Origin of the sequence: Roseovarius sp. MMSF_3298 (genome assembly GCF_030733705.1) — a bacterium.
GTDB classification, from domain to species: Bacteria; Pseudomonadota; Alphaproteobacteria; order Rhodobacterales; family Rhodobacteraceae; genus Roseovarius; species Roseovarius confluentis.
On record NZ_JASHIN010000018.1, the window covers coordinates 66,455 to 87,947 of the forward strand.

At 64.4% G+C, this 21,493-nt stretch carries 22 protein-coding genes; 10 read left to right on the top strand and 12 right to left on the bottom strand.

Annotation, left to right across the window (positions count from 1 at the left end; all coding sequences use genetic code 11):
- Positions 1-26: 26 nt before the first annotated feature.
- Positions 27-260: a calcium-binding protein gene (locus RBB18_RS15860; protein WP_103763560.1), complete on the bottom strand. Its 234-nt coding sequence runs from the start codon at positions 258-260 to the stop codon at positions 27-29.
- A 258-nt stretch (positions 261-518) separates the two neighbouring features.
- On the bottom strand, positions 519-1,517 hold the full coding sequence (locus RBB18_RS15865; protein WP_306110920.1) for an asparaginase: 999 nt from the start codon (positions 1,515-1,517) through the stop codon (positions 519-521).
- 203 nt (positions 1,518-1,720) lie between these two features.
- Between RBB18_RS15865 and RBB18_RS15870 the strand changes: the two genes are divergently transcribed.
- The gene (locus RBB18_RS15870; RefSeq protein ID WP_371931667.1) at positions 1,721-2,248 is read left to right on the top strand and encodes an invasion associated locus B family protein; all 528 of its coding nucleotides are present in this window, start codon (positions 1,721-1,723) and stop codon (positions 2,246-2,248) included.
- 13 nt (positions 2,249-2,261) lie between these two features.
- Here the strand turns inward: RBB18_RS15870 and RBB18_RS15875 are convergent, their stop codons facing one another.
- Positions 2,262-3,218: an L-threonylcarbamoyladenylate synthase gene (locus RBB18_RS15875; protein WP_103763562.1), complete on the bottom strand. Its 957-nt coding sequence runs from the start codon at positions 3,216-3,218 to the stop codon at positions 2,262-2,264.
- A 133-nt stretch (positions 3,219-3,351) separates the two neighbouring features.
- Here RBB18_RS15875 and RBB18_RS15880 point away from each other — a divergent pair, with 133 nt between their 5' ends.
- The 4 genes from RBB18_RS15880 (at position 3,352) to RBB18_RS15895 (ending at position 6,792) form a co-directional block, all read left to right on the top strand.
- The gene (locus RBB18_RS15880) at positions 3,352-5,067 is read left to right on the top strand and encodes an acyl-CoA dehydrogenase (protein WP_103763563.1); all 1,716 of its coding nucleotides are present in this window, start codon (positions 3,352-3,354) and stop codon (positions 5,065-5,067) included.
- Positions 5,067-6,101: an MBL fold metallo-hydrolase gene (locus tag RBB18_RS15885; protein ID WP_306110919.1), complete on the top strand. Its 1,035-nt coding sequence runs from the start codon at positions 5,067-5,069 to the stop codon at positions 6,099-6,101. Before RBB18_RS15880 ends, RBB18_RS15885 begins: the two co-directional genes overlap by 1 nt.
- A 13-nt stretch (positions 6,102-6,114) precedes the next feature.
- The gene (locus RBB18_RS15890) at positions 6,115-6,570 is read left to right on the top strand and encodes a hypothetical protein (protein WP_306110918.1); all 456 of its coding nucleotides are present in this window, start codon (positions 6,115-6,117) and stop codon (positions 6,568-6,570) included.
- 84 nt (positions 6,571-6,654) lie between these two features.
- Positions 6,655-6,792 carry an aa3-type cytochrome c oxidase subunit IV gene (locus tag RBB18_RS15895; protein WP_103763566.1) on the top strand — a complete coding sequence of 46 codons (138 nt, stop codon included), beginning with the start codon at positions 6,655-6,657 and terminating at the stop codon, positions 6,790-6,792.
- A gap of 96 nt (positions 6,793-6,888) precedes the next feature.
- Here RBB18_RS15895 and RBB18_RS15900 read toward each other — a convergent pair whose 3' ends face one another.
- Both RBB18_RS15900 and RBB18_RS15905 read right to left on the bottom strand, forming a co-directional pair.
- On the bottom strand, positions 6,889-7,212 hold the full coding sequence (locus tag RBB18_RS15900; RefSeq protein ID WP_274593677.1) for an AzlD domain-containing protein: 324 nt from the start codon (positions 7,210-7,212) through the stop codon (positions 6,889-6,891).
- Entirely contained in the window at positions 7,212-7,925 is a 714-nt protein-coding gene (locus RBB18_RS15905; protein ID WP_306110917.1) for an AzlC family ABC transporter permease, read from the bottom strand. The genes RBB18_RS15900 and RBB18_RS15905 overlap by 1 nt, the downstream gene beginning before the upstream one ends.
- 31 nt (positions 7,926-7,956) lie before the next feature.
- Between RBB18_RS15905 and fdhD the strand changes: the two genes are divergently transcribed.
- From fdhD to glp, 4 genes are read left to right on the top strand one after another with little or no spacing between them, the layout of a single operon-like run.
- On the top strand, positions 7,957-8,871 hold the full coding sequence (fdhD, locus tag RBB18_RS15910; protein ID WP_371931668.1) for a formate dehydrogenase accessory sulfurtransferase FdhD: 915 nt from the start codon (positions 7,957-7,959) through the stop codon (positions 8,869-8,871).
- Positions 8,868-9,512, top strand: a complete 645-nt coding sequence (mobA, locus tag RBB18_RS15915) for a molybdenum cofactor guanylyltransferase MobA (protein WP_306110915.1) — start codon at positions 8,868-8,870, stop codon at positions 9,510-9,512. The genes fdhD and mobA overlap by 4 nt, the downstream gene beginning before the upstream one ends.
- Entirely contained in the window at positions 9,509-10,000 is a 492-nt protein-coding gene (gene mobB / locus RBB18_RS15920) for a molybdopterin-guanine dinucleotide biosynthesis protein B (RefSeq protein WP_103763571.1), read from the top strand. Before mobA ends, mobB begins: the two co-directional genes overlap by 4 nt.
- Complete coding sequence (gene glp / locus RBB18_RS15925; protein WP_306110914.1) at positions 9,997-12,108, top strand: gephyrin-like molybdotransferase Glp; 2,112 nt, start codon at positions 9,997-9,999, stop codon at positions 12,106-12,108. Before mobB ends, glp begins: the two co-directional genes overlap by 4 nt.
- 105 nt (positions 12,109-12,213) lie before the next feature.
- On the opposite strand, the gene RBB18_RS15930 is transcribed toward glp, so the two are convergent.
- Genes RBB18_RS15930 through RBB18_RS15940 form a run of 3 tightly spaced genes read right to left on the bottom strand, consistent with a single transcriptional unit; the run spans position 12,214 to position 14,302 of the window.
- Positions 12,214-12,837, bottom strand: a complete 624-nt coding sequence (locus RBB18_RS15930) for a class I SAM-dependent methyltransferase (protein WP_103763573.1) — start codon at positions 12,835-12,837, stop codon at positions 12,214-12,216.
- A gap of 9 nt (positions 12,838-12,846) precedes the next feature.
- Positions 12,847-13,611: a CDP-diacylglycerol--serine O-phosphatidyltransferase gene (gene pssA / locus RBB18_RS15935; protein WP_306110913.1), complete on the bottom strand. Its 765-nt coding sequence runs from the start codon at positions 13,609-13,611 to the stop codon at positions 12,847-12,849.
- Positions 13,598-14,302 carry a phosphatidylserine decarboxylase gene (locus tag RBB18_RS15940; RefSeq protein ID WP_306110927.1) on the bottom strand — a complete coding sequence of 235 codons (705 nt, stop codon included), beginning with the start codon at positions 14,300-14,302 and terminating at the stop codon, positions 13,598-13,600. The genes pssA and RBB18_RS15940 overlap by 14 nt, the downstream gene beginning before the upstream one ends.
- 677 nt (positions 14,303-14,979) lie before the next feature.
- Between RBB18_RS15940 and RBB18_RS15945 the strand changes: the two genes are divergently transcribed.
- The gene (locus tag RBB18_RS15945; RefSeq protein ID WP_306110912.1) at positions 14,980-15,843 is read left to right on the top strand and encodes an aldo/keto reductase; all 864 of its coding nucleotides are present in this window, start codon (positions 14,980-14,982) and stop codon (positions 15,841-15,843) included.
- A 712-nt stretch (positions 15,844-16,555) separates the two neighbouring features.
- Here RBB18_RS15945 and RBB18_RS15950 read toward each other — a convergent pair.
- The 4 genes from RBB18_RS15950 to RBB18_RS15965 all read right to left on the bottom strand — a co-directional run bounded on the left by RBB18_RS15950 (position 16,556) and on the right by RBB18_RS15965 (position 21,350).
- Complete coding sequence (locus tag RBB18_RS15950; protein ID WP_103763577.1) at positions 16,556-18,340, bottom strand: ABC transporter ATP-binding protein; 1,785 nt, start codon at positions 18,338-18,340, stop codon at positions 16,556-16,558.
- A gap of 154 nt (positions 18,341-18,494) precedes the next feature.
- Positions 18,495-19,076: an amino acid synthesis family protein gene (locus RBB18_RS15955; RefSeq protein WP_306110911.1), complete on the bottom strand. Its 582-nt coding sequence runs from the start codon at positions 19,074-19,076 to the stop codon at positions 18,495-18,497.
- On the bottom strand, positions 19,069-19,911 hold the full coding sequence (locus tag RBB18_RS15960) for a UPF0280 family protein (protein WP_306110910.1): 843 nt from the start codon (positions 19,909-19,911) through the stop codon (positions 19,069-19,071). Before RBB18_RS15960 ends, RBB18_RS15955 begins: the two co-directional genes overlap by 8 nt.
- Positions 19,911-21,350 carry a 6-hydroxynicotinate reductase gene (locus tag RBB18_RS15965; protein WP_306110909.1) on the bottom strand — a complete coding sequence of 480 codons (1,440 nt, stop codon included), beginning with the start codon at positions 21,348-21,350 and terminating at the stop codon, positions 19,911-19,913. The genes RBB18_RS15960 and RBB18_RS15965 overlap by 1 nt, the downstream gene beginning before the upstream one ends.
- Between the last annotated feature and the right edge of the window lie 143 nt (positions 21,351-21,493).

The following is a 21,493-nucleotide window of genomic DNA, read 5'->3' on the forward strand; positions in this document are numbered from 1 at the left end:
CGCGCACGCCCCGGCCGAGTGGCGGCTTATGCCGGGAGGATGCCCGCCTCTTGCCCAGCGGCGATCTCGTCTTCGCTCAGCATGCCATCGGCGTCCGAATCCAGCTGCTCGAACGTGCCGGCCGGTGCTTCGGGCATCGCGGCCTGGAATTCTTCCATCGAGACCATGCCGTCGCCGTCGGTATCCGCATCCAGGGCGAAGGCCATCGCCGGAACGGTCAGGGCAAGCGCGAACGTCGCTGCAGAAAGTGTCTTGGTCATCTTTGGTTTCCCTTTTCTGGGTTTAGGTTGTCCGGGGCGTTGCTGCCCGCGGACCCTCAACATGGGCGCACCATTCCATCCCCGGAAGATCCGTTATCCGACAGGCGGTGATCGCGCGAAAACAGGCCCAAAGCGCCGGGTTTTCTCGGCACTGTGCTGCCGGCAATAGGCAGGGTCACGCCACGGCGCGGAAAGCAGCGCATCGCAGATGCGGCAATCGGCAGGATGTCGTCAAAAGCGCAGCAGTACCTTGAAGACTCAGACCAGCAGCCCGTCCACCGGCTTCACGATTCCCGTCCGGACCTTGCGACGGTTGAGGATCGGCGCGTTCATGAATTTCAGGGTCGCCGGATGCTCGGCCTCCAGTACCCCGATCCGCACCAGCAGGGCGGCGATGGTGCAATTGGCCGCCCGCGTGCTGCCATCGGCGGCCTTCAACGCGATGCCCAGCTTCTTCGTGGGCGCAATCGCCACGAAAAAGCCCTCGGCCCCGGTCTTCAGCGCCACGGGCTCGTGGCAGGCCTTCATCAGCTCGGTACAGGCGCGCTTCTCGCCCGCCACAAGCAGCGGATTGGCAATCATCGCCTCGCGCAATCGCACCGCCGCATCCTGCCGCGCGCCGCCGCCTGTCGTGGCGTTGGCGAACCAGCCCATCGCCCGGCCGATTCCCCGCATCGTGGTGATCGAATTCGGCGCGTTGCAGCCATCGGGGGCAAAGCCCGGGCTGCGCTCTCCGGTCAGTTCCTCGAACGCCTCGAAACAGGCCCGCTGCACCGGGTGGTCGGGGTCGACATAGTCAGGCCCGCCGTTCAGATGCTTTGACAGGGTCATGAAACCGGCGTGTTTGCCCGAACAGTTGTTGTGCACCTGGCAGGGCGATCCGTCGGTCTTGATCAGGTGGTTGAACGCCTCCCGGTCCTGCGGCATCTGCGGCCCGCAGCGGAAGTCGTCGTCGCTCAGGCCCAGCCCGTGAATCCACTCGTTCACCGCCTCCGTATGCACCGCCGCGCCCTGGTGTGACGCACAGGCCAGCGCCAGCTGCTGCTGGGTAAGGCCAAACGCATCCGCCGCGCCACTGTCCACCAGCGGCATCGCCTGGATCATCTTGGCCGAGCTGCGCGGATAGATCACCGCATCCGGGTCCCCCCACGCCTCGATCACCTCGCCCTGCCCGTTACAGATCACGGCATGGCCCAGATGCAGGCTTTCCACGATGTCTCCGCGCCAGATTTCGGTCAGGGGAACAGCATTGGTCACTTGGGGCCTCCGGTCGTCAGGCAGGTCGTCTCGGCGCGTCATTCCTGCGGCGAAAATTCGCCAATTGCACCTTTCATGTCTCGCGTGTTTCAGGCTAGTATTGCAATGTCGAGAAAGAAATGGCTGCACGTGCAGAAAATTCCGTCAGGGGATGGGGCGGCCTAAGGACAATTGAGGTTAAGGACAGCTTGGAGGCTGGACAAATGGGATCACTGAAAGCATTCGGCATCGCCGGGGCCCTTATGGCCATGGTCGCGTCGGGCGCAAGCGCACAAGACGAAAGCACCAATCAGGTCGCCGCGAAAACCGCGTGGAGCGTGTTCGAGGATTCCGATCCGAAAGAATGCTGGGCCGTCAGTTCGCCAACCGAAACGGTCAATACGAAGGATGGGCGTGTTGTCGCCGTTCGCCGTGGCGACATTCTGATGATGACGTTCTTCCGGCCCGATGCCGGCGTGAATGGCCAGATCACCTTTACCGGCGGCTACCCCTTTGCGGGCGGCTCGACAGTGAACATCAATATCGGCGGGTCCGAGTTCGAGATGTTCACCGAAGGCGAATGGGCCTGGCCCGCCAGCGCGTCGGACGACGCCAAGATCATCGCGGCGATGAAACGTGGCGCCGATGCTGTCCTGACCGCCCGCTCCTCGCGCGGGACGGTCACCAAGGACACGTTCTCGCTCTTGGGCTACACCGCCGCTCTCGAAGAAGCCGAGAAACGCTGCCAGTAAACGCTGCGCTGCGTTAACCGATAACGTCGCGCGGCGCCGCCGCGCGGCGCAAGCGGTCGTTGATCGCGCGGCCCAGGCCCGTGTCGGGAACCGGCGCCACCGCAATGCCTGTCGCACCTTTCGCATCCAGCGCGTGAAGCGCCGCGAACAGGCTCGCCGCCGCTTCCACCAAGTCGCCAGTGGGTGACAGGTTCAGATCGCTTTCCATCGGCCCGAAGCCCAGCATCACCTCGCCCGCCGCCGCCTCCGTCGCGTTCAGACGGACTGCCGCCCCCGGCGCGTAATGCGAGGTCATCTGCCCCGGCGCGGTCAGCGTGCCGCCCTCGGCGTGCCGCTCCAGCGACGTGCCCAGCGCGGCCTCGATCGCCTCGGCCGGTATGCCCCCGGGTCGCAACAGGGTCGGCGCGCCCTCCAGCCCCAGAATCGTCGATTCCAGCCCCACGTCACAGGCCCCGCCCTCGACGATCGCCTCGATCCGGCCCGACAGGCCCGCCGCTACATGCGCGGCCTCGGTCGGGCTGATCCGGCCCGACGGGTTGGCCGAGGGGGCCGCCACCGGCCCGCCGAACGTCCGCAACAGGGCCTGCGCCACCGGATGCGCCGGCACCCGTACCGCCAGCGTCGGCAGCTCCGCCGTCACCAGCGGCGACAGGCCCGCATCGCCTCGGATCGGCAACACCAGCGTAATCGCCCCGGGCCAGAAAGCCGAGGCGACGATTTCCGCCGCATCGGACCACGCCACCAGCGTCTTCGCCGCCGCGATATCCGGCACATGCACGATCAGCGGGTTGAACCGGGGCCGCCCCTTGGCCTCGAAGATCCGCGCGACGGCCATGTCGTTCCGCGCATCCGCACCCAGCCCGTAGACCGTCTCGGTCGGAAAGGCGACAAGCCCGCCCTCGCGCCAGACCTCTGCCGCCTGCGCGTAGCCGTCCGCATCAGGGGACAGGTGTCTTGTCTCAAGTGTCATGGTCGGTCTGACGCCGCGTTTCGGTTGCCGTGAAGGGCCGTTGCAATAGAGTTGCCCCAAGACCCACGACACAGTTACAGATGCGCGTGCCGGATTCCAAGCCGCGCCGCCTATCGCCATTCGGGAGATACCGATGCCCTACCGCGCCCCTGTCGAGGATTTCCAGTTCCTGTTCGATCACGTGGTCGGCCTTGACCGCGTCACCGCCACCGACCGCTTTGCCGAGGCGACGCCGGATGTGACGGCTGCCATCCTGTCCGAGGCCGGCAAGCTGTGCGAAGAGGTGCTGGCCCCGCTGCAACGCCCCGGCGACCTGCATCCCGCGAAACTGGAAAACGGCGTTGTGCGCACCAGCCCCGGCTATGCCGAGGGTTACAAGGCCATTGCCGAGGGCGGCTGGGTCGCCATCGCCGCCGACCCCGAGCATGGCGGCATGGGCCTGCCCATGACCGTGACCACGGCCGTGAATGACATGATGTCGGCCGCCTGCCTGTCCCTGCAACTCAGCCCCTTGATGACCCAGGGCCAGATCGAGGCGCTGGAGCACCATGCCAGCGACGCGCTCAAGCAGACCTACCTGCCCAAGCTGGTCAGCGGCGAATGGACCGGAACCATGAACCTGACCGAGGCGCAGGCCGGCAGCGACGTCGGAGCGCTTTCCACCAAGGCCGTGCCCAACGACGATGGCACCTACGCCATCACCGGCCAGAAAATCTATATCAGCTGGGGCGACAATGATTTCACCCCGAATGTCTGTCACCTCGTGCTGGCCCGCCTGCCCGACGCCAAACCCGGCACCAAGGGAATCAGCCTTTTCCTCGTGCCGAAATTCATCCCGGACGAGAACGGCGAGCCGGGCCGCGCCAATGACCTCAAGGTCGTCAGCCTGGAACACAAGATGGGCCTGCATGGCAGCCCCACCGCGGTGATGCAGTATGACGGCGCGACCGGCTGGCTGGTGGGCGAGGAACATGACGGGATGCGCGCCATGTTCACCATGATGAACAACGCCCGCCTCGGCGTCGGAACGCAAGGCGTCGGCGTGGCCGACGGCGCCTACCAGCACGCGCTGGCATATGCGCAAGACCGCAAGCAGGGCCGCAGCACGATAGAGAACGGCACCGGCACCATCATCGACCACGCCAACGTGCGCCGGATGCTGGCCACGATGAAGGCCGAGACCTTCGCCGCCCGCGCCATCGCGCTCACCTGTGCGGCCGCCATCGACATGGAAACCGCCACCGCCGCGCCCGACTGGGCCGCACGCGCCGCCTTCCTCACCCCCATCGCCAAGGCGTTCGGCACCTATACCGGCATCGCGGTGGCCAACATGGGCATCCAGCTGCATGGCGGCATGGGCTTCATCGAGGAAACCGGCGCCGCGCAATACCTGCGCGACGTCCGCGTCACCGCAATCTACGAAGGCACCAACGGCATCCAGGCGATGGACCTCGTGGGCCGCAAGCTGATGGACGGGGGCGAGGCCGCCTATGCCATCCTCGACGAGATCGAAAGCACCGCCGAAGCCGCCCGCGCCAAGCACCCCGAGCTGGCCGAGCCCGTCTGGCAAGCCACCGAATCCCTGCGCGAGGCGACGGAGTGGATGGTCGCCCAGAACGACATGAACAACCGCTTCGCCGGCGCTGTGCCCTTCCTGCGCGCCTTCGCGCGCGTCCTTGGTGGTCATGCGCACCTGCTGGCCGCGATGCACGACACCGATGGCACCCGTGCCCGGCTGGCGCGGTTCTACATCACCCGCATCCTGCCCGAGGCGCAGGCGCATATCGCCCACGCCACCGCCGGGGCCGACGACCTCTACGCCCTCGCCCCCGAGGACTTTGCCGCCTGATGGCCGACGGAAGCAAGATCACCACCCCCTGGGAGAGCGCACCGGAGCACGGCGCAGCGGTCGAAGTGGCCCCCGGCATCCTCTGGATCCGCCTGCCCCTGCCAATGGCGCTTGACCACGTCAACATCTACGCGCTGGACGAGGGCGACAGCTGGACCATCGTGGATACCGGCGTGCGCACCAAACGCTCCATCGCGCTGTGGGAGGACGTGCTGACCGGGCCGCTGCAAGGCAAACCGGTCTCCCGTGTGATCCTCACCCATCACCACCCCGACCATATCGGCATGGCGGGTTGGCTGATGGACCGCTTCGGCGCGGACCTCCTGATGACCCGCACCGCCTACCTGATGGCCCGGATGCTGATCCTCGATGTCGAGGATCGCCCCACGCCACAGGCGCTTGAATTCTGGCAACACGCGGGCATGGACCCCGAGATCTATGAGGCCCGCAAGAACGACCGACCGTTCAACTTCGCGGACAGCTGCGCGCCCATCCCGGTTGGCTACACCCGCCTGCAACAGGGCGGCACTCTCACCGCCGGCGGCCGAACCTGGGACATCCATGTCGGCCACGGCCACGCGCCCGAGCATCTGACGCTCTGGTCCCGCGACGACGCGCTTGTTATCGCGGGCGACCAGATCATCTCGTCCATCAGCCCCAATATCGGCGTCTACCCGACCGAGCCCGACGCCGACCCTTTGGGTGAATGGCTGGACAGCTGCGAACGCCTGTCTGCGCTTGCCAGACCCGATCAGCTGGTCCTATCGGGTCACAAGCTGCCCTTCACCGGTCTGCCCACGCGGATGCGCCAACTGGCCCACAATCATCACCACGCCCTGGAACGACTGGAAGCCCATCTCGAAACGCCGCGCACGGCCGCCGAATGCTTCCCCCCGCTCTTCAAGCGCAGGATTGACAGCGGCACCTACGGCCTTGCACTGGTCGAGGCGGTTGCACACCTGAATCATCTGTATCAGGCTGGCCGCATCACGCGTCATCTGAACCCGGAAGGTGCGTGGCTCTGGAAGGTTTAAGGGGTACGCCAACATGGACGAAGTGATCGAAACGACGGCAGAGTATGCAGAGAGCGCCGTTCTCGCCCGATGCCACGAGGTACATGTCGATCCGAACACACCCTGTACAGAGATTCCCGACAACCTGATCAATGAGAACGCCGGAAGCGCCAAGAGCCCCGCACAATGGGCCTACGAGCGGCTGATTCTCTACATCCAGAACTTCGAGAAGACGCTCGACAACGAGCACGAGGTCGCCATGGGCTTTGCCGGTGGCAGCCCCGGCACCCTGCGCATCGAGGGCATGGGCTATTTCGATCCCGACATCGTCACCTTCTACGGCTCAGATCCGTCGGGCGCCAAGACACAGCTGATCCAGCATGTCAGCCAGCTTGGCGTGATGCTCCGTGCCCTGCCCAAACCGCCCGAAACATCCGAGCCGGCGCGTATCGGCTTCCGCCTTGCGCAGGATCTGGAAACGTCTGCCTGACTGCGACGTTCCGGGCCGTGACAGCCGCTTTGAAATCCGTTATCCAGTCGCGAACAGTGACAACCGCACACGAGGATCGGGATCATGGCCAACGAACACAAGCACGGCGAAATGGATATCAGGGTTCAGGAAAAGACCTTCGAGGGCTTCCTGAAGGCATCGACCTACGTCGCGGCCGGCTCCATTATCTTTCTTATTCTGCTGGCGATGATAAACATCTAGGCCGCGCGTCGGCGAACCGACAGGAATGCGACGCCCCCGCAGGACACTGAGGGGGCGTTTTGTTATGTGACGCCTGCCCCGTAAAAGCGCGCCGCGTTACCCCACCAGGTACAGCATCAGGTAAAGCGCGACACCGCCCGATAGAATCGCCGCGATGATGTTGCGGGTCCATCCCCCCACCACGACAGTGACCGCAGCCGCCACCAGCCGCGCCGGGTCCGGCTCTCCGTTCGTGGCCGCGGGCCACAAGACCAGCGGCGCCACCAGCCCGGGCAGGATCGCAACCGCGGTATAGCGCAGATGCCTGAGCAGCCAGGGCGGCAGCGGCCTGTCCCCGACGATGCCGATGAAAAAGAACCGGAGCAGGTAACTGCCCAGCCCAAGAAGGACGATCACGGTCCAGACGGTTGCGGTATCCATCACGCGCCCCCGTCCGGCTGTGTGCGCCGCTCGATCTCGGCGCCCGTCATCATCGCGGCAATCCCCGCCACGAAGAGGCCGAGGTTATAGGGCAAAAAGGCGAAGATCAGCGCCCCCACGACCGAGACCAGAGCCGCCGCCAGGTGCGCCCGCGTGCGGAGCATCGGCATGATGATCGCGATGAACGTGATTGGCACCGCGAAATCCAGTGCCATCCAATCGGGGATCGAACTGCCGAGCACCGCGCCAATGACCGTGAACAGGTACCAGAACGGGCAGACCGGTACGACCGTCCCCCAGAAATACAACAGCTTCTGGCGCAAGGCCCAATCCCGGTTCTCTTCGAACCGCATATGCGCCAACGCATAGCTCTGGTCGACGATGAAATACGCGGCCAGCGCCCGGTGCCACAGCGGCGCGGCCCCCAGATAGGGTGTCAGCGCGGCGGAATACATCGCCATCCGCAGGTTCACCGCCAGCGCCGAGGCCAGCACCAGGATGACCGGCGCATTGTCCACCATCAACGCCAGTGCCGTGAACTGCGCCGCCCCCGCGATGACCGCAAAGGAAAAGGTCAGCGCCTCCAGCACGTTCAGCCCGGCCTCGGTCGCCACCACGCCAAAGAGCGTGGCAAAGGGTGACACGACCAAAACAAAGGGGGCCGCATCGCGTACCCCATTGAAGAAAATCGACTTGTCGGTTTCCGTTGTCATCCGAACATCTTACGTTACCACTTACCCTAGGATGCCTATCCTGCAATTAGAGGGACCGCAATTGGCGAAGACCGACACTCCGAACGCGTATATCATCGCTCCCGACCCCAAGGCACCGCGCCTGACACGGTCCGTGGAAGGCGTGGACCATGACGGCAATCCGACGAATATCGCGGTGGTCGAGGAACGGCCTCTGACGATTTTCCTCAACGGTCAGGAAATCGTGACCGCCATGACCATCGGCGACTACCCCGACTACCTCGCCCTCGGCTTCCTGAGAAACCAGGGGATGCTCAAGGACGACGAGACGATCAAGGGCGTCGACTATGACGAGGATCTCGAAACCGTCGTCGTGCGCACCGATGGCGAAACCACCTACGAAGAAAAGCTCAAGAAAAAGACCCGCACCTCGGGCTGTGCCGTGGGCACCGTCTTCGGCGACATGATGGAGGGGCTGGAGGACACCACCCTGCCAGACCTGCGGGTCAAGACCTCCGACCTTTACGCGCTCGCCAGCACGATCAACCGCACGCCGTCCCTGTACCTGGAGGCCGGGGCGATCCACGGCACCGTGCTCTGCCAGGGCGACCGCCCGCTGGTCTACATGGAGGATGTCGGCCGCCACAACGCCGTCGACAAGATCGCCGGCTGGATGCTGTCGGAAGGCGTGTCACCCGACGACAAGCTGCTCTACACCACCGGGCGCCTGACCTCGGAAATGGTCATCAAGACCGCGCTGATGGGCATCCCCGCGCTCGCCTCCCGCTCCGGCTTCACTGCCTGGGGGGTCGAGATCGCCCGCGATGTGGGCCTCACCCTTATCGGCCGGATGCGCGGCCGGCGTTTTGTCTGCCTTGCGGGCGAGGAACGTCTGGTACGCGACGCAGACCCGTCCTCAATCCCCGATGAGGACAAGAAACACCGCCGCAAAAGCGCAGACGCATGACCAAGCCTTTGGGCGTGATCCTCGCGGGCGGCCTCGCCACGCGCATGGGCGGCGGCGACAAGGGCCTGCTCCCGCTGAGTGACGGAACGATCCTCGATCAGGTCATCGCCCGCCTCGACCCACAGGTGGCGGGCATGGCCCTGAACGCCAACGGTGACTCCGACCGCTTCGCGCATCTCGGTCTGCCGGTCCTGCCCGACTCCCTGCCCGATTTCCCCGGGCCACTGGTGGGCGTGCTGGCCGGTCTCGACTGGGCCGCGACGCAAGGCGCGGACACCATCGTTACCGTCGCAGCAGACACGCCGTTTTTTCCCGAAAATCTCGTATCTCACCTGACCGAAACAGCGGCAGACATGACTCACCCGCTCGTCCTCGCCGCCACGCCGCGTGGCGCGGACGAGAAAACCAAGTCCATATCCCGCTCCGGCCTGATCCGCCATCCCACCTTCGGCCTCTGGCCCACAGCCCTGCGCGACGACCTGCGTACGGCCCTGCAGGACGGGCTGCGCAAGGTCGTCCTCTGGACCGAAAAGCATGGCGGCCGCGAGGCGCTGTTTGACATCCCGGGCGATCCGTTCTTCAACGTGAACACGCCCGAGGATCTCGCCCGCGCGCAGGACATGATGAAAGACCGCAGATGAAACTATACGGTGTCGTAGGGTGGAAGAACGCCGGCAAGACCGGCCTGATGGAACGCCTCGTGACCGAAATCTCGGGTCGCGGCTTGACCGTTTCCACCGTCAAGCACGCGCATCACCGCTTTGACGTCGATCACCCCGGCAAGGACAGCCACCGCCACCGCGTTGCCGGTGCGACCGAGGTGCTGCTCGCCTCCCGCGCTCGTTTTGCCCTGATGCACGAGCTGCGCGACGAGGACGAACCCTCGCTCGACACGCTTCTTTCCAAGCTCTCCCCGGTCGATCTCGTGCTGATCGAAGGCTACAAGCGCGACGCGCATCCCAAGGTCGAGGCGCACCGCTCCGTCACCGGCAACCCGCTGATCGCACCGGGCGATCCGACGATCCACGCCGTGGCCAGCGACACGCCCCTCGACCTCGATCGCCCCGTCTTCGACCTCGACGACACGAAAGCTATCGCAGATTTCATCTTGGCACAGGTCGGCTTGTGACCCCGTACGACACGGTCGCAATCATCGACTGGTCCGGTGGCAACGACACCGGCGCCCGTCCGCGCAAAGACGCGATATGGCTCGGCCTCACCCGCGACGGAAACGATACCGCACCACAATACATACGAAACCGTATTGAGGCTGAAGCCCTACTCGCCAACCTCATCGAAACCGAGACCGCCGCCAACCGTCGCCTCTTCATCGGCCTCGACTTCCCCTTCGCCTATCCCGATGGCTTCGCCCGCGCACTTGCCGGCACCGATGACCCGTTCGCCGTCTGGAGCTGGCTGGACAGACATATCGAAGACAGCCCCAAGACCAACAACCGTTTCGACGTCGCCGGCCTTGTCAATCGAACGCTCGGCGATGGCATCGGCCCGTTCTGGGGCAATGGTCGCCCCAATCACGATGTTCCCGGCTTGCCAAGGACCAAACGGACCTACCACAACCCCTTCCCCGACCGCCGCGCGGTCGAAAAGCAGGCGGAGGGCAGCTTCACGTGCTGGCAACTCTCCGGCGCGGGCGCCGTTGGCGGCCAAGTCCTTACCGGCCTGCCCATCCTGCACCGTCTGCGCCAACGCTTCCCCGGCCTGATCGCCACATGGCCCTTCGAGCCTCTCGACAAACCCGTCGCCCTCGTCGAGATCTGGCCCGGCCTCATCAATCGGATCGTCAAAGAGGCCGAGGCAAGCGGCGGCATCCGCGACGCCCACCAGGTGCGTCTGCTGGCCCGTGCCGTCGCCCGCTTGCACCCCGACGCGCTGACCGCCATGCTGGACGTCAACGCCCCTGTCGAAGGCTGGATCATGGGGCTGGGACACGAGGACAAACTGATGGCCACCGCCGACGATACCCTGCGCCCCCCACCCCTGCGCGACGACTGTTTCGCGCTGCCTGCCGGCGTGGACTGGACCCCGGTGGACGATGCCCTCGCCATGCTGCAGGACAGGCTGCACCCGGTCGTTGCGACCCAAACCCTACCGCTCACCGATGCACTTGGCCGCATCCTTGCCGCCGATGTGACGGCTAAACGGGCCAATCCCCCCCATGCCAACACCGCCGTCGACGGCTACGGCTTTGCCCATGCCAGCCTGACGGAAGGCGACCAGACCCTGCCACTCACGCCCGGCCGCGCCGCCGCTGGCAAGGCGTTCGAGGGGACCGTGCCCCCCGGCCATGCCATCCGCATCCTAACCGGCGCCGCCCTGCCACAGGGCGTCGACACCGTGATCCTGCAAGAGGACGTCACCGCCAGCGAAACCGCCATCGCCTTTCGCCCCGGCGTCAAACCCGGCGCGAACACCCGCAAGGCGGGCGAAGACGTCTTGGCCGGCGACACGATCCTGCCGAAGGGCCGCAAGCTCACCCCCGCCGACCTCGCGCTCCTTTCCGCGACTGGCAACACCGACCTCGCCGTCCACGCCCCCCTGCGCGTCGCGATCCTGTCCACCGGCGATGAACTGGTCGAGCCGGGTGCGTCCGCGGCACCCGGCCAGATTTTCGACGCCAACCGCCCCATGCTTCTCGGCCTGACCGAACGCTTCGGCTTCACGCCCGTAGACCTCGGCCGCGTTCCCGACGACCGCGAGACCCTCCGCACCGCGCTCGACAGGGGCGCGGCACAGGCCGACGTCATCCTGACATCCGGCGGTGCCTCCTCGGGCGACGAAGACCACGTCTCGGCCCTGCTGAACGAGACCGGCGCCATGTCTCAGTGGCGCATCGCCGTCAAACCGGGCCGCCCGCTCGCGCTCGGGCTCTGGAACGGCACACCCGTCTTCGGCCTCCCCGGCAATCCGGTCGCCGCACTCGTCTGCACGCTCGTCTTCGCCCGTCCCGCGATGAGCCTCCTCTCGGGCCAGGGCTGGCACCGTCCACAGGGCTTTTCCCTGCCCGCCGCCTTCTCGAAATCCAAGAAACCCGGCCGCCGCGAATACCTGCGCGCCCGTGTAACAGACGGACAGGCCGAAATATTCAAATCCGAAGGCTCCGGGCGCATAAGCGGCCTGAGCTGGGCCGACGGGCTGGTCGAACTTCCCGACCACGCCGTCACGATCAGTACCGGCGATCCGGTCACCTACATCCCCTTCGCCAGCTTTTTCCACTGAGCGGATCTTGACCCGACCCGTGGCGCAAGCCTGTTTTGGGGCCAAACCGGATGGTCCAGAAACCTGCAGCCTCTGCTCCGCAGGTTCGCCCGAAGCAGCCATGTACTACTGGTCTGACGCTTTCTCCAACACGAGGAAAGTCATCATTCCAAGGGGTGGCAATGGCTTTTGCACGTCGATCTTGAGACATTCCTGGCCAAGCACGGTTTCGATCTCGAAATCGGAATGCCACCCGATAACATTGGCCACTGGCGCCAGCATTTTCTCCAGAACGGAAAGCACGCCTGTCTGCCGCACGAAATGGTTCGTGATCACCACTTTACCGCCCGGTTTGCAGACCCGGCCTATTTCGCGCATCACGCGCTCGGGCTCGGGAACGACCGACAGGACATGCATCGCTGCGACCGTGTCGAAGTGATTGTCCGGGAAATCAAGGGTGCGGGCATCCATCTGCCGCAATTCCCTGACATGCCCCAGATTCAGGCGCTGCACCTTGTCGCGTGCCTTGGCAAGCATCTCTTCGCTGAAGTCGATCCCGCTGACTTGCATCGCCGGGTCATAATGCTCGAGCGCAAGCCCCGTGCCCACGCCCACCTCGAGAACGGTGCCGGGGCGGGTGTTGATATACTCTACCGCACGCTTCCGGCCGACATTCGTCACCGCTCCGAATGTCCTGTCGTAGATTGGGGCCCACCGGGCGTAGGACGTACTGACGGCGTTGATATCCATGCGTTCTCCTTACTTGCCGAACTCTCGCGCCTTTGTCACGGCGGACCATGCCACCATGATCAGATAGCACGCGGACAGCACAGACAATGCAATCCAGGTGAATGTAAAGAAGGCGGCCCCGGCCAGGACGACGCCGACCAGGAAAAACTTCACCCTTGCCCGCGAAATCGACACGCCCTTGAGCGACAGTGTCGGCACGGTGCTGATCATCAAAAGGCCGACAAGCACCATGTAGATGCAGATTGCGAAGCCGGGCAGTTGCACGGTCTCGAATGCGAACGACAAGAAGAGCGGTACCATGACAAGCACCGCACCGGCCGGCGACGGCACCCCCGAAAAGTGGGCGCTCGGCCCCGGCGCCTCCTCGACCTTGTGATCGACATTGAAACGGGCCAGCCGGATGACGCAGCAGACCGTGAAGAAAAGAACGAAAATCCAGGCCGCACTGCGGATCTCCTGCAGGCCCCAGAAATACAGGATCAGTGGCGGCGCGACACCGAAATTGAGGAAATCCGCCAGCGAATCGAGCTCCGCGCCGATCTTGCTGTCGCTACGCATCAAGCGCGCGACCCGGCCATCGACGCCATCCAGCACGCAGGCCAGCAGCACAAGCTGCACCGCCAAGATGTAATCCGCCTGCACCGCGAACCTGATCGACGTCATGCCGGCACAGATCGCGGCAAGCGTGATCAGGTTCGGCAGCAGTTGGACAAGCGCGGCGTCGTTTCTTTTCCTGCCGGCGTTGTTCCGTGGGGTCTGGTTATCTCGTGGCATCAGGCACTTTGAGGTCCGCCAAAACGGTTTCTCCGGCGATCATGGTCTGCCCCACGCGAACCGAGGGCATAACACCTTCGGGCAGATAGACGTCCAGCCTGGAGCCAAACCGGATCAGTCCGAATCTTTCCGAGGTCGACAGGGTATCACCCGGCTGGACAAAACACACGATCCGCCGCGCCACCAGCCCCGCAATCTGTACGACGGCAACGTCTCGTTCATCCGGCATGCGGATGCGCAGGCTGTTGCGTTCGTTGTCCGCGCTGGCCTTGTCCAGCGAGGCATTGAAGAACTTGCCGGGCCGATAGGCGACCGCTTCGATCCGGCCACCGACGGGCATACGGTTCACATGGCAGTTGAACACGCTCATGAAGACGCTGATGCGGGTCAGGGCCTCGCCAGGCATCCCCAACTCCTCGGGCGGGACCGCTTTCTCGATCAACGAGACGATGCCATCCGCGGGGCTGACGATGACACCGCTTCGCGACGGCGGCACGCGCTCGGGGTCGCGGAAGAAATAATAGCACCAGACCGTAAGCCCAACACCGATCCACCCAAGGATGTCGGCTACGAGAAACAACAGGAGGGTCGCCGCGGCAAAAATCGCAACGAACTTTCTACCTTCCGGATGCATCGGTTTGATAAATGTATCGAGCATTCGCATGGAGGTTTCCCGTGTCCGCTGAGTGATCCCGCGTTATGGAGCCCGTCAGCCACAACTTCAAGCCCAAGAGCAAGTCCGGGGTATATTCGACCGGCGCAAGACTGGTCGCTGCGAGTCACCAAAGAACACTCCAGGGCCGTCGAATGTGGCCCGGTCTCAATAGGGGCGGTCTAAAGATTGACTTGTAGGCACGTCCCTTGGCCGACCTTCAGTCCCGGCACGGCACCCTAAAGATAGACGGGCCCTGAGCCACCCCCGAAATCTGGACACTGACTGGAAATGCAAAGAATTCAAGCGGCTCTTTTGACCATTTATCCATGCGGCAAAGGAGAACGCAGACTTCCTCCGGGCCGCCACCGTTCGAGCGCCGTTGATTGTCGACAGCGCAGTCGCGTCATTGATGAAACCCGCTCATGTGTGACGTGCATCAGAAGCCTATTACATTCCGCCCCGAGGCGCATGATGTCCTGTCTCGTAACGGAGCGAAGTTCCGCTCCCTTCTGTCGAGGAGATTCTGCATGAGAGATGCACCGACCGCCACGCTGCTTACCGGCCTCGCCCTTCTTTCCGCAACCGCCACGGCGCGGGGCGCCGTCGCAAACTCGACCGACTGAGAAACGGCGGTCCCTCCGCTCGACAACCAGACAGGCGGTCCCGTCCGGATCGAGCGAGCCGACCGACACCATGAAGAAAGGAAACCCACTATGATACTGCAAAGCACCTACACCCTGCCCAACGGCGTCGAGATCCCAAAGCTGGGCCTTGGCACCTGGTTCATCGAAGACGACAAGGCTGCCGATGCGGTGAAGGCCGCCGTCGAGATCGGCTACCGCCACATTGACACCGCCCAGGCCTATGGCAACGAACGCGGCGTGGGCGACGGCGTCCGCAACGCCTCCGTGCCCCGCGAGGAACTCTTCGTGGTGACCAAGCTGGATGCCGGCATCAAGGACTACGAGACGGCCAGGGCCTCGATCGACAGCTCGTTGAAGACGATGGGCCTCGACTATATCGACATGATGATCATCCACAGCCCCCAGCCCTGGGAAGATTTCGGCGGGTCCGACCGCTATTTCGAAGGCAACCTCGCGGCGTGGAAGGCGCTGGAAGAGGCGTATGAGGCGGGCAAGCTGCGCGCGATCGGCGTGTCGAACTTCCAGAAGGAGGACCTCGACAACCTGCTCGACAACGCCACGGTGAAGCCGATGCTGAACCAGATCCTCGCGCATGTCAGCAACACGCCCTTCGACCTGATCGACTACACCAGCTCCAAGGGGCTCGTGGTAGAAGCCTACTCACCCGTCGGCCACGGCCAGATTCTCGACAACGCCGAGATCGGCGAAATGGCCGGCAAGTACAGTGTCAGCGTCCCGCAGCTCTGCATCCGTTACCTGCTTCAACTGGGCCTGCTGCCGCTGCCGAAAACGGCAAACCCCGATCACATGCGCAACAACGCCGATGTCGACTTCGAGATTTCGGACGCCGACATGGAAACCCTGAAGAACGCGAAGCCCATCGAGGATTACGGCGACGCGAGCGTGTTCCCGGTCTACGGCGGCACGATGTAATCGGAATACCCCCGGCTGCGATACGCGGCCGGGGGCGATGATCGAGACTGCAAAGCCTTGATGCATGCGGAGGGCGGAACTTGGGCTCTGCCATTTGCATTTCGTGGTGCAGTTTAGGTGCTGTCAGGGTTCGGATCTAGCTGAACGCTATGAGCCCTTATGAGACATCTATGTCGAGCACCCAGCCGATTAACAGCCGCGAAGGGGCTTGACCATCGTCAGCCGCTCCCTCGGGCTGGCGATTTGGCTGGGGCCGGCCGCACCGATCATTCCGAGGATTTATTTGGCAGGCATACGCAGACCGCAATCGCCGGGACAAAACCGAGGAAATCGAGCTTGATGCACCAGACCTGACGGTGTTTGATCGGCGGTCCGGGTATTTTGCGGCACCTGGTTTTTCATGGCCCGACTTCATGGCGAATGACCCCGACAGGGCGCGGATTATGACTGGCTACCGGCAGGTCAAGGTTACGGATCGCGCCGTATTATGGTGGCAATTCCGGAGCAAGCTCAATGCATACGCCTTGTTGTGCCAATCGACGGCATGGCCTTGGGGAAACGCCAACTCGTATAGCGGGCGACAAGCTCCGGAGGCATCCGGAACCATCCACGCGCGCATCCATCTCACGATAAGGCGTCACATCTGCAAGTCGTCCGAGGCGGAGGCCCAGCGCCGACGCCGAGACAAATCTGCGCGGCACCGCCGCACCGATTACCTGCCGTCATAGCCTTTTTTCTGCGCCTGGTAGAGCCGCGCATAAAGCCCGTTCTCGGCCAGCAGTTCTTCGTGCCGGCCCATCTCCACCAACTGCCCCGATTCCAGCACGAAAATCCGGTCAGCCTCGGAGATGGAACTCAGCCGGTGCGCCACCACGATCGTCGTCTTTCCATTGGTCAGCCGCGCCAGCGCCGACTTGATGCGTTCTTCCGTCGCCTGGTCCAGCGCCGAGGTCGCCTCGTCCAGCAGCAATATCGGCGCATCCCGCAGGAAGGCCCGCGCAATCGCGATTCGCTGCTTCTGCCCGCCAGACAGTTGTGCCCCCTTTGGACCCACCGGCGTCTCGCCCCGCGCGCGGATCAGGTCGGCGATCTCCGCATCCTCGGCCGCCTGCCAGACCTGCGCGTCGCTCGCGTCGGGGTTCACGTAGCGGATATTGTCCCAGATAGATGCATTGAAGATCACGATATCCTGCGCCACCACGGAAAACGCGCCGCGCAGGGCCGCCACCTGCAACTCCCGTATGGGCGTGCCACCGAACGTGATGTCGCCGCCCTTCACATCGTAAAGCCGCGACAAGAGCGACAGGATCGTGGTTTTGCCCGACCCCGTAGACCCCACGATCGCCGAGACCTTTCCACCCTCGAATCCCATGCTCAGCCCTTCAAAGAGCGGTTGATCGGCGGAATAGGAAAAGCTCACATTCTCCAGAACAATATCGCCACTCGTGTCGAACGACGTCTTCGCATCGTCCGCGTCCCGGATGCTGGACTCCTGGTCGTAAAGGTTCCGCACCCGGTCCAGCAGCACGAGGTTCGACTGCAATCCGCCAAAGAACTGCGCCAGCAGGCGTGCCGGGTCGAAGACCATCACCATCCCCAGAAGGAAGGTAATGATCCCCGCACCGTCCACGTCGTAGTCCGGCGACAACACCATATATCCGCCACCCCCGATCACCAGCACGTAAACGAAGGCCGAGCTCAGGTCGATCGACGGCAAAATCAGGGCCTGGGTCACCTGCACCCGGTTCATCAGCCGCCGGATCGCGTCGGTGCCACGCATCAACCGGTCCTTCTCGACCTCTTCTTGCCGGGCGATCTTCACGGTGCGCATCCCGTTCACCGTCTCCTCGATGCCGTTCATGTAGCCGCCCAGCGCCTCTTCGGCCTCGCCCTGGGCTTGTTTCACCCGGTCGGATACGAAATTCATCACCATGATGATGAACGGCAGCACCACGATGGCTGATACGAACAGGATCGGGTTCTTCCAGATGAGATATCCCGACACCACGATCACGGTCACCGCGTCCCTCAGGGCACCGGCCACGCCAAGGCCCACGAACAACCCGATCTGCTGCGTCTGCGTCACCAGCTTCTGGATGATCTCGCCCGATTTCGTCCGCTCGAAATAGGCCAGGTCCAGCGACATCAGGTGCCCGATCAGATCCCGCCGCATCTCGTAGATTGCCTGGTTTGATATCTTGACCGTTATCATCGGCGCCAGGAAAGACACCACGCCTCGCGTCGCGAACAGGACAAAAACCACGACACAGACCTCGATCAGGTCCCGCATCGCGCCGGACTCGAAAATCACCCGCAGGCCGTCTTCGGTCATCGCCAGAAACTGCTGATAGACCAAGCCCTGCACCAGGATCAGCAACAGCACAAGCAACAGCTTGCCGGAATGCTTGCGCAGGTAGCCGTGCCAGAACCACCGCATGTTCCGCTTGTCCGCCGCGCTGTAAAGCGGCTGGCGTTTCTTCGCTGGGGTATCGCTCATATGGGCTGCAATCCGATCGCTTCTCGACTGAGGCCTATAGAGGGTTCAATCCCAAAGGTCAGCCCCCCGCGTCGACGCCCCCTTTTCCTCTGGCCAAAAATATCCTGGGGGAGGCCCGGGCCTGCCCGGGACGGGGGCAAAGCCCCCAATACCTTCAGCGCAACCCGTCCTCGCCCTTCACCTCATCCACTGTCAAACCGCCCATCCGGTCATGGATACGCCCCCCGCGGCTCATGGCCAGCACGAACAACAGTTCATCGGCCCGCGGCCCGTCGGGCAGGCCCACTTCCATGCCGTCGAAATGACTACGCACATAGGCTGCGTTGATATGACCGAGCGGCACGTCGATCCGGCTGCCCGGCCCGCCCTGCTTCATCGACGAGGGCACGATCGCCTTCGCCTCGCCCAGCCGCGCGCGCATCGCGTAACCGCCCGGCACGTGCCAGAGCGCCGTATGCTCCAGCTCGCCGGCCTCACCCGCCATGGCAGCCTTGCCATAGCCGTCGATGCCCCCGACACCGCCCATCGCCTCGATCAGCCGGTCGGTCATCATCAGACCCAGCGGATTCAGGTCCTCCATGGCCGACTGCAGATCCTCCGCATAGGTTCCGGCAAACGGGTTTTTCACCAGAGCCGCCATCGCGGCGCGGCGACGCGGCAGGTCCGCGACCGGCCCGCCGTCATGGTGGATCTCCTCGACGAACAACGCGGTCTTGCGCAGGGTGAAATCAGGCATGTTCAGGGTCCCTTTCTTCGATCATGACAGTCTCGCCAACGGTCACGCAAGCGCCCCGCAGGCTCAGGCAGGCGGCCTGGATGATCCCGCGCGCGACCAGTCTCGCGGCATAGCCGCGCCCGGCCTCCAACGCCGTCGCGATCTCGCAAACATCCAGCGTGCCGACCTCCTGCGTCACCGCGCGCTCGCCAAGATCACTGTCGGGCGACAGGTCACAGGCCGGAACGCGGACGATCGCCGGATGCCCCGGCAGGTCCACGGCATTGGCGATCATCGTCGCGGCGGCGTCCGCCGTTGCCGCACCTTGCGCCAGCACCGTCACCGCGTCAGCAATCCCCAGCGAATGGCTCCGCCCCCCCGCGCCCGAGGTTGCAACGCCACGCACCGGATCCCAGGCCCGCAAGGTGACAGTGCCCGGCACCGGGCTTGCGATGGCCGCCGTCATCGTCTCGCCCGGTGCGATGTGAAACGCCACGTCCCCGCCGTTGTTCACATACCCCTTGGACACCCCCGGCCCTGCCAGCACGGCGGCCAGGATCGTTTCCGCCCCCGCGCCCGCCACTGCCGCCATCGGCGTGACGAAGTCAGGCGCGAAGGGCCGGACTGCCTCGACCATGCGCTGCGCCGTCTCGGCCTCGACCGGCCCGCCACAGGGACGGCGCAAGCGCGGCAACTCCGCCACCAATTCGTCCAGCAACGCCCCGAATCTCGCCACCGCTCTTTGAAACGCCGCGTCGCGTCCCGCGCCCTCGACACCCACGATCATGTCGATCGGCCCGTGATGCAGGTGCAGCCGCCGCCCATCCGGCAGCCAGTTCGCCTGCGGCCCCGACATCAATCGCGCTCCACGAAACGCACCGCACTGCCGTATTCGCCGCCATGCTTCAGGATATCGCTCACCGTCCGCACAGCCGCATCATGCCCGCCCAGCGCCCGGTAATCCGCGCGGCTCAGCGTGAATTCCAGCGGCGCCACCAAGGCGGGCGTCGGCACATGCCCAAACGATCCTTCCGGCATCGTCAACACGTCGACCATCAACGTGATCCCGCCCCCGGGCCAGACAAAGGCCGGCGCGCCGCCACAGGTCACACGCGTCTTCAGCGCTTGCACAGATCGGGTCAGCTTCACTGGGTTCTGCGTCACGCCCGACCGCAGCGACCCGCCCGCACCCGCCTGGAACATCACCGTGCAAAGCGCCGGTTCGCAATTCTCGGCAATCAGGTCCACGGATGATTTCAGCACCTCCGGCAACGCCGCCTCACGCGGCCGCAAATCATCGTCCAGCACATAGTACCCGTGATGCTCGCCCGTCGTGCTCACCATCAACAGCGTCAGCCCCGGTCTCGCGCCCTTCTTCTCCAGCCACGGGTTCAAGATCGCCAACGGATCGTCCAGGTCCGTACCGCCCCAGCCCTGCCCCGGCTCGGCCACTTTGAAATACCGCCCCGGCGTCGACCGGCGCCCCTTGATCCGTATCCCCGTATCCGGCCAGCCCAGCACCTTGCCCGCCTGGTGTTCGCTGACCACGCCGGTGATGTGGTCGTCCACCACCACCACCTCGTCCACCAGCCCGTGCCACTGACTGGCGAACATGCCGATGGTGGCCGAGCCACAGCCGACGCGCATCCGTTCCTCGAGCTGGCCGTTGACCACGGGTGCCTGCCCCGCCTGCACCACCACGGTCGCGCCGTCGTCGATCTCCAGCTCCACCGCCTCGCGGTTGCACAGCCGCAGAAGCGCATCACAGGTCGCACGTCCCTCGGGTTTGCCGCCCCCGGTCAGATGATCCACCCCGCCCAAAGACAACATCTGCGAGCCATATTCCGACGTGGTCACATGCCCCACCGCCTCGCCGCCCGCGCGCACGGTGGCGGCCTCATGCCCGAGGTGGCGGTCCGTGTCGATCTTCACCTTCACCCCGCAATAGGAATAGATCGCCTCGGTCACCACGGTGACGAAATCGGCCCCCTCCACCTCGCGGCTGACGATGAACGGCGCGGGCTTGTAATCGGGATAGGTCGTGCCCGCCCCCACACCACTAACGAACACCTCCTCGCCGCCCAGAACCTCACCATCCCATTCCGGCCCAAGGAACGGCTTCACCGCGTCCCCCTTGGCAACCCTACGGTCAAGTATGGTCAGCGGATCACAGCGCACAATCCGGCCATCCTCGTTGGCATAGCGATCGCACGCCCCGATCTTGCCCGGCGCGATGTAGCACATCACCGGACACGCATCGCAGCGGATCTTCTCCTCGCTCGCCCGCTCAGCCATCGCGGGCATCCCGGATGGCCGCCAGCACCCTGTGCGGCAACGCGGGCAGACGTGTCACCAGCGCCCCGGTGGCATCCCGGATCGCGTTCAATATCGCGGGGGCGGTCGGGATCAGCACATGCTCCCCCAGCCCCTTCGCCCCC

Excerpts from the sequence above, each read along its gene's own strand:
- RBB18_RS15860 (WP_103763560.1), bottom strand. The coding sequence starts at position 260 with ATGACCAAGACACTTTCTGCAGCGACGTTCGCGCTTGCCCTGACCGTT.
- RBB18_RS15870 (WP_371931667.1), top strand. The coding sequence starts at position 1,721 with ATGGGATCACTGAAAGCATTCGGCATCGCCGGGGCCCTTATGGCCATG.
- RBB18_RS15875 (WP_103763562.1), bottom strand. The coding sequence starts at position 3,218 with ATGACACTTGAGACAAGACACCTGTCCCCTGATGCGGACGGCTACGCG.
- RBB18_RS15880 (WP_103763563.1), top strand. The coding sequence starts at position 3,352 with ATGCCCTACCGCGCCCCTGTCGAGGATTTCCAGTTCCTGTTCGATCAC.
- RBB18_RS15885 (WP_306110919.1), top strand. The coding sequence starts at position 5,067 with ATGGCCGACGGAAGCAAGATCACCACCCCCTGGGAGAGCGCACCGGAG.
- RBB18_RS15890 (WP_306110918.1), top strand. The coding sequence starts at position 6,115 with ATGGACGAAGTGATCGAAACGACGGCAGAGTATGCAGAGAGCGCCGTT.
- RBB18_RS15895 (WP_103763566.1), top strand. The coding sequence starts at position 6,655 with ATGGCCAACGAACACAAGCACGGCGAAATGGATATCAGGGTTCAGGAA.
- RBB18_RS15900 (WP_274593677.1), bottom strand. The coding sequence starts at position 7,212 with ATGGATACCGCAACCGTCTGGACCGTGATCGTCCTTCTTGGGCTGGGC.
- RBB18_RS15905 (WP_306110917.1), bottom strand. The coding sequence starts at position 7,925 with ATGACAACGGAAACCGACAAGTCGATTTTCTTCAATGGGGTACGCGAT.
- fdhD (WP_371931668.1), top strand. The coding sequence starts at position 7,957 with ATGCCTATCCTGCAATTAGAGGGACCGCAATTGGCGAAGACCGACACT.
- mobA (WP_306110915.1), top strand. The coding sequence starts at position 8,868 with ATGACCAAGCCTTTGGGCGTGATCCTCGCGGGCGGCCTCGCCACGCGC.
- mobB (WP_103763571.1), top strand. The coding sequence starts at position 9,509 with ATGAAACTATACGGTGTCGTAGGGTGGAAGAACGCCGGCAAGACCGGC.
- RBB18_RS15930 (WP_103763573.1), bottom strand. The coding sequence starts at position 12,837 with ATGGATATCAACGCCGTCAGTACGTCCTACGCCCGGTGGGCCCCAATC.
- pssA (WP_306110913.1), bottom strand. The coding sequence starts at position 13,611 with ATGCCACGAGATAACCAGACCCCACGGAACAACGCCGGCAGGAAAAGA.
- RBB18_RS15945 (WP_306110912.1), top strand. The coding sequence starts at position 14,980 with ATGATACTGCAAAGCACCTACACCCTGCCCAACGGCGTCGAGATCCCA.
- RBB18_RS15950 (WP_103763577.1), bottom strand. The coding sequence starts at position 18,340 with ATGAGCGATACCCCAGCGAAGAAACGCCAGCCGCTTTACAGCGCGGCG.
- RBB18_RS15955 (WP_306110911.1), bottom strand. The coding sequence starts at position 19,076 with ATGCCTGATTTCACCCTGCGCAAGACCGCGTTGTTCGTCGAGGAGATC.
- RBB18_RS15960 (WP_306110910.1), bottom strand. The coding sequence starts at position 19,911 with ATGTCGGGGCCGCAGGCGAACTGGCTGCCGGATGGGCGGCGGCTGCAC.
- RBB18_RS15965 (WP_306110909.1), bottom strand. The coding sequence starts at position 21,350 with ATGGCTGAGCGGGCGAGCGAGGAGAAGATCCGCTGCGATGCGTGTCCG.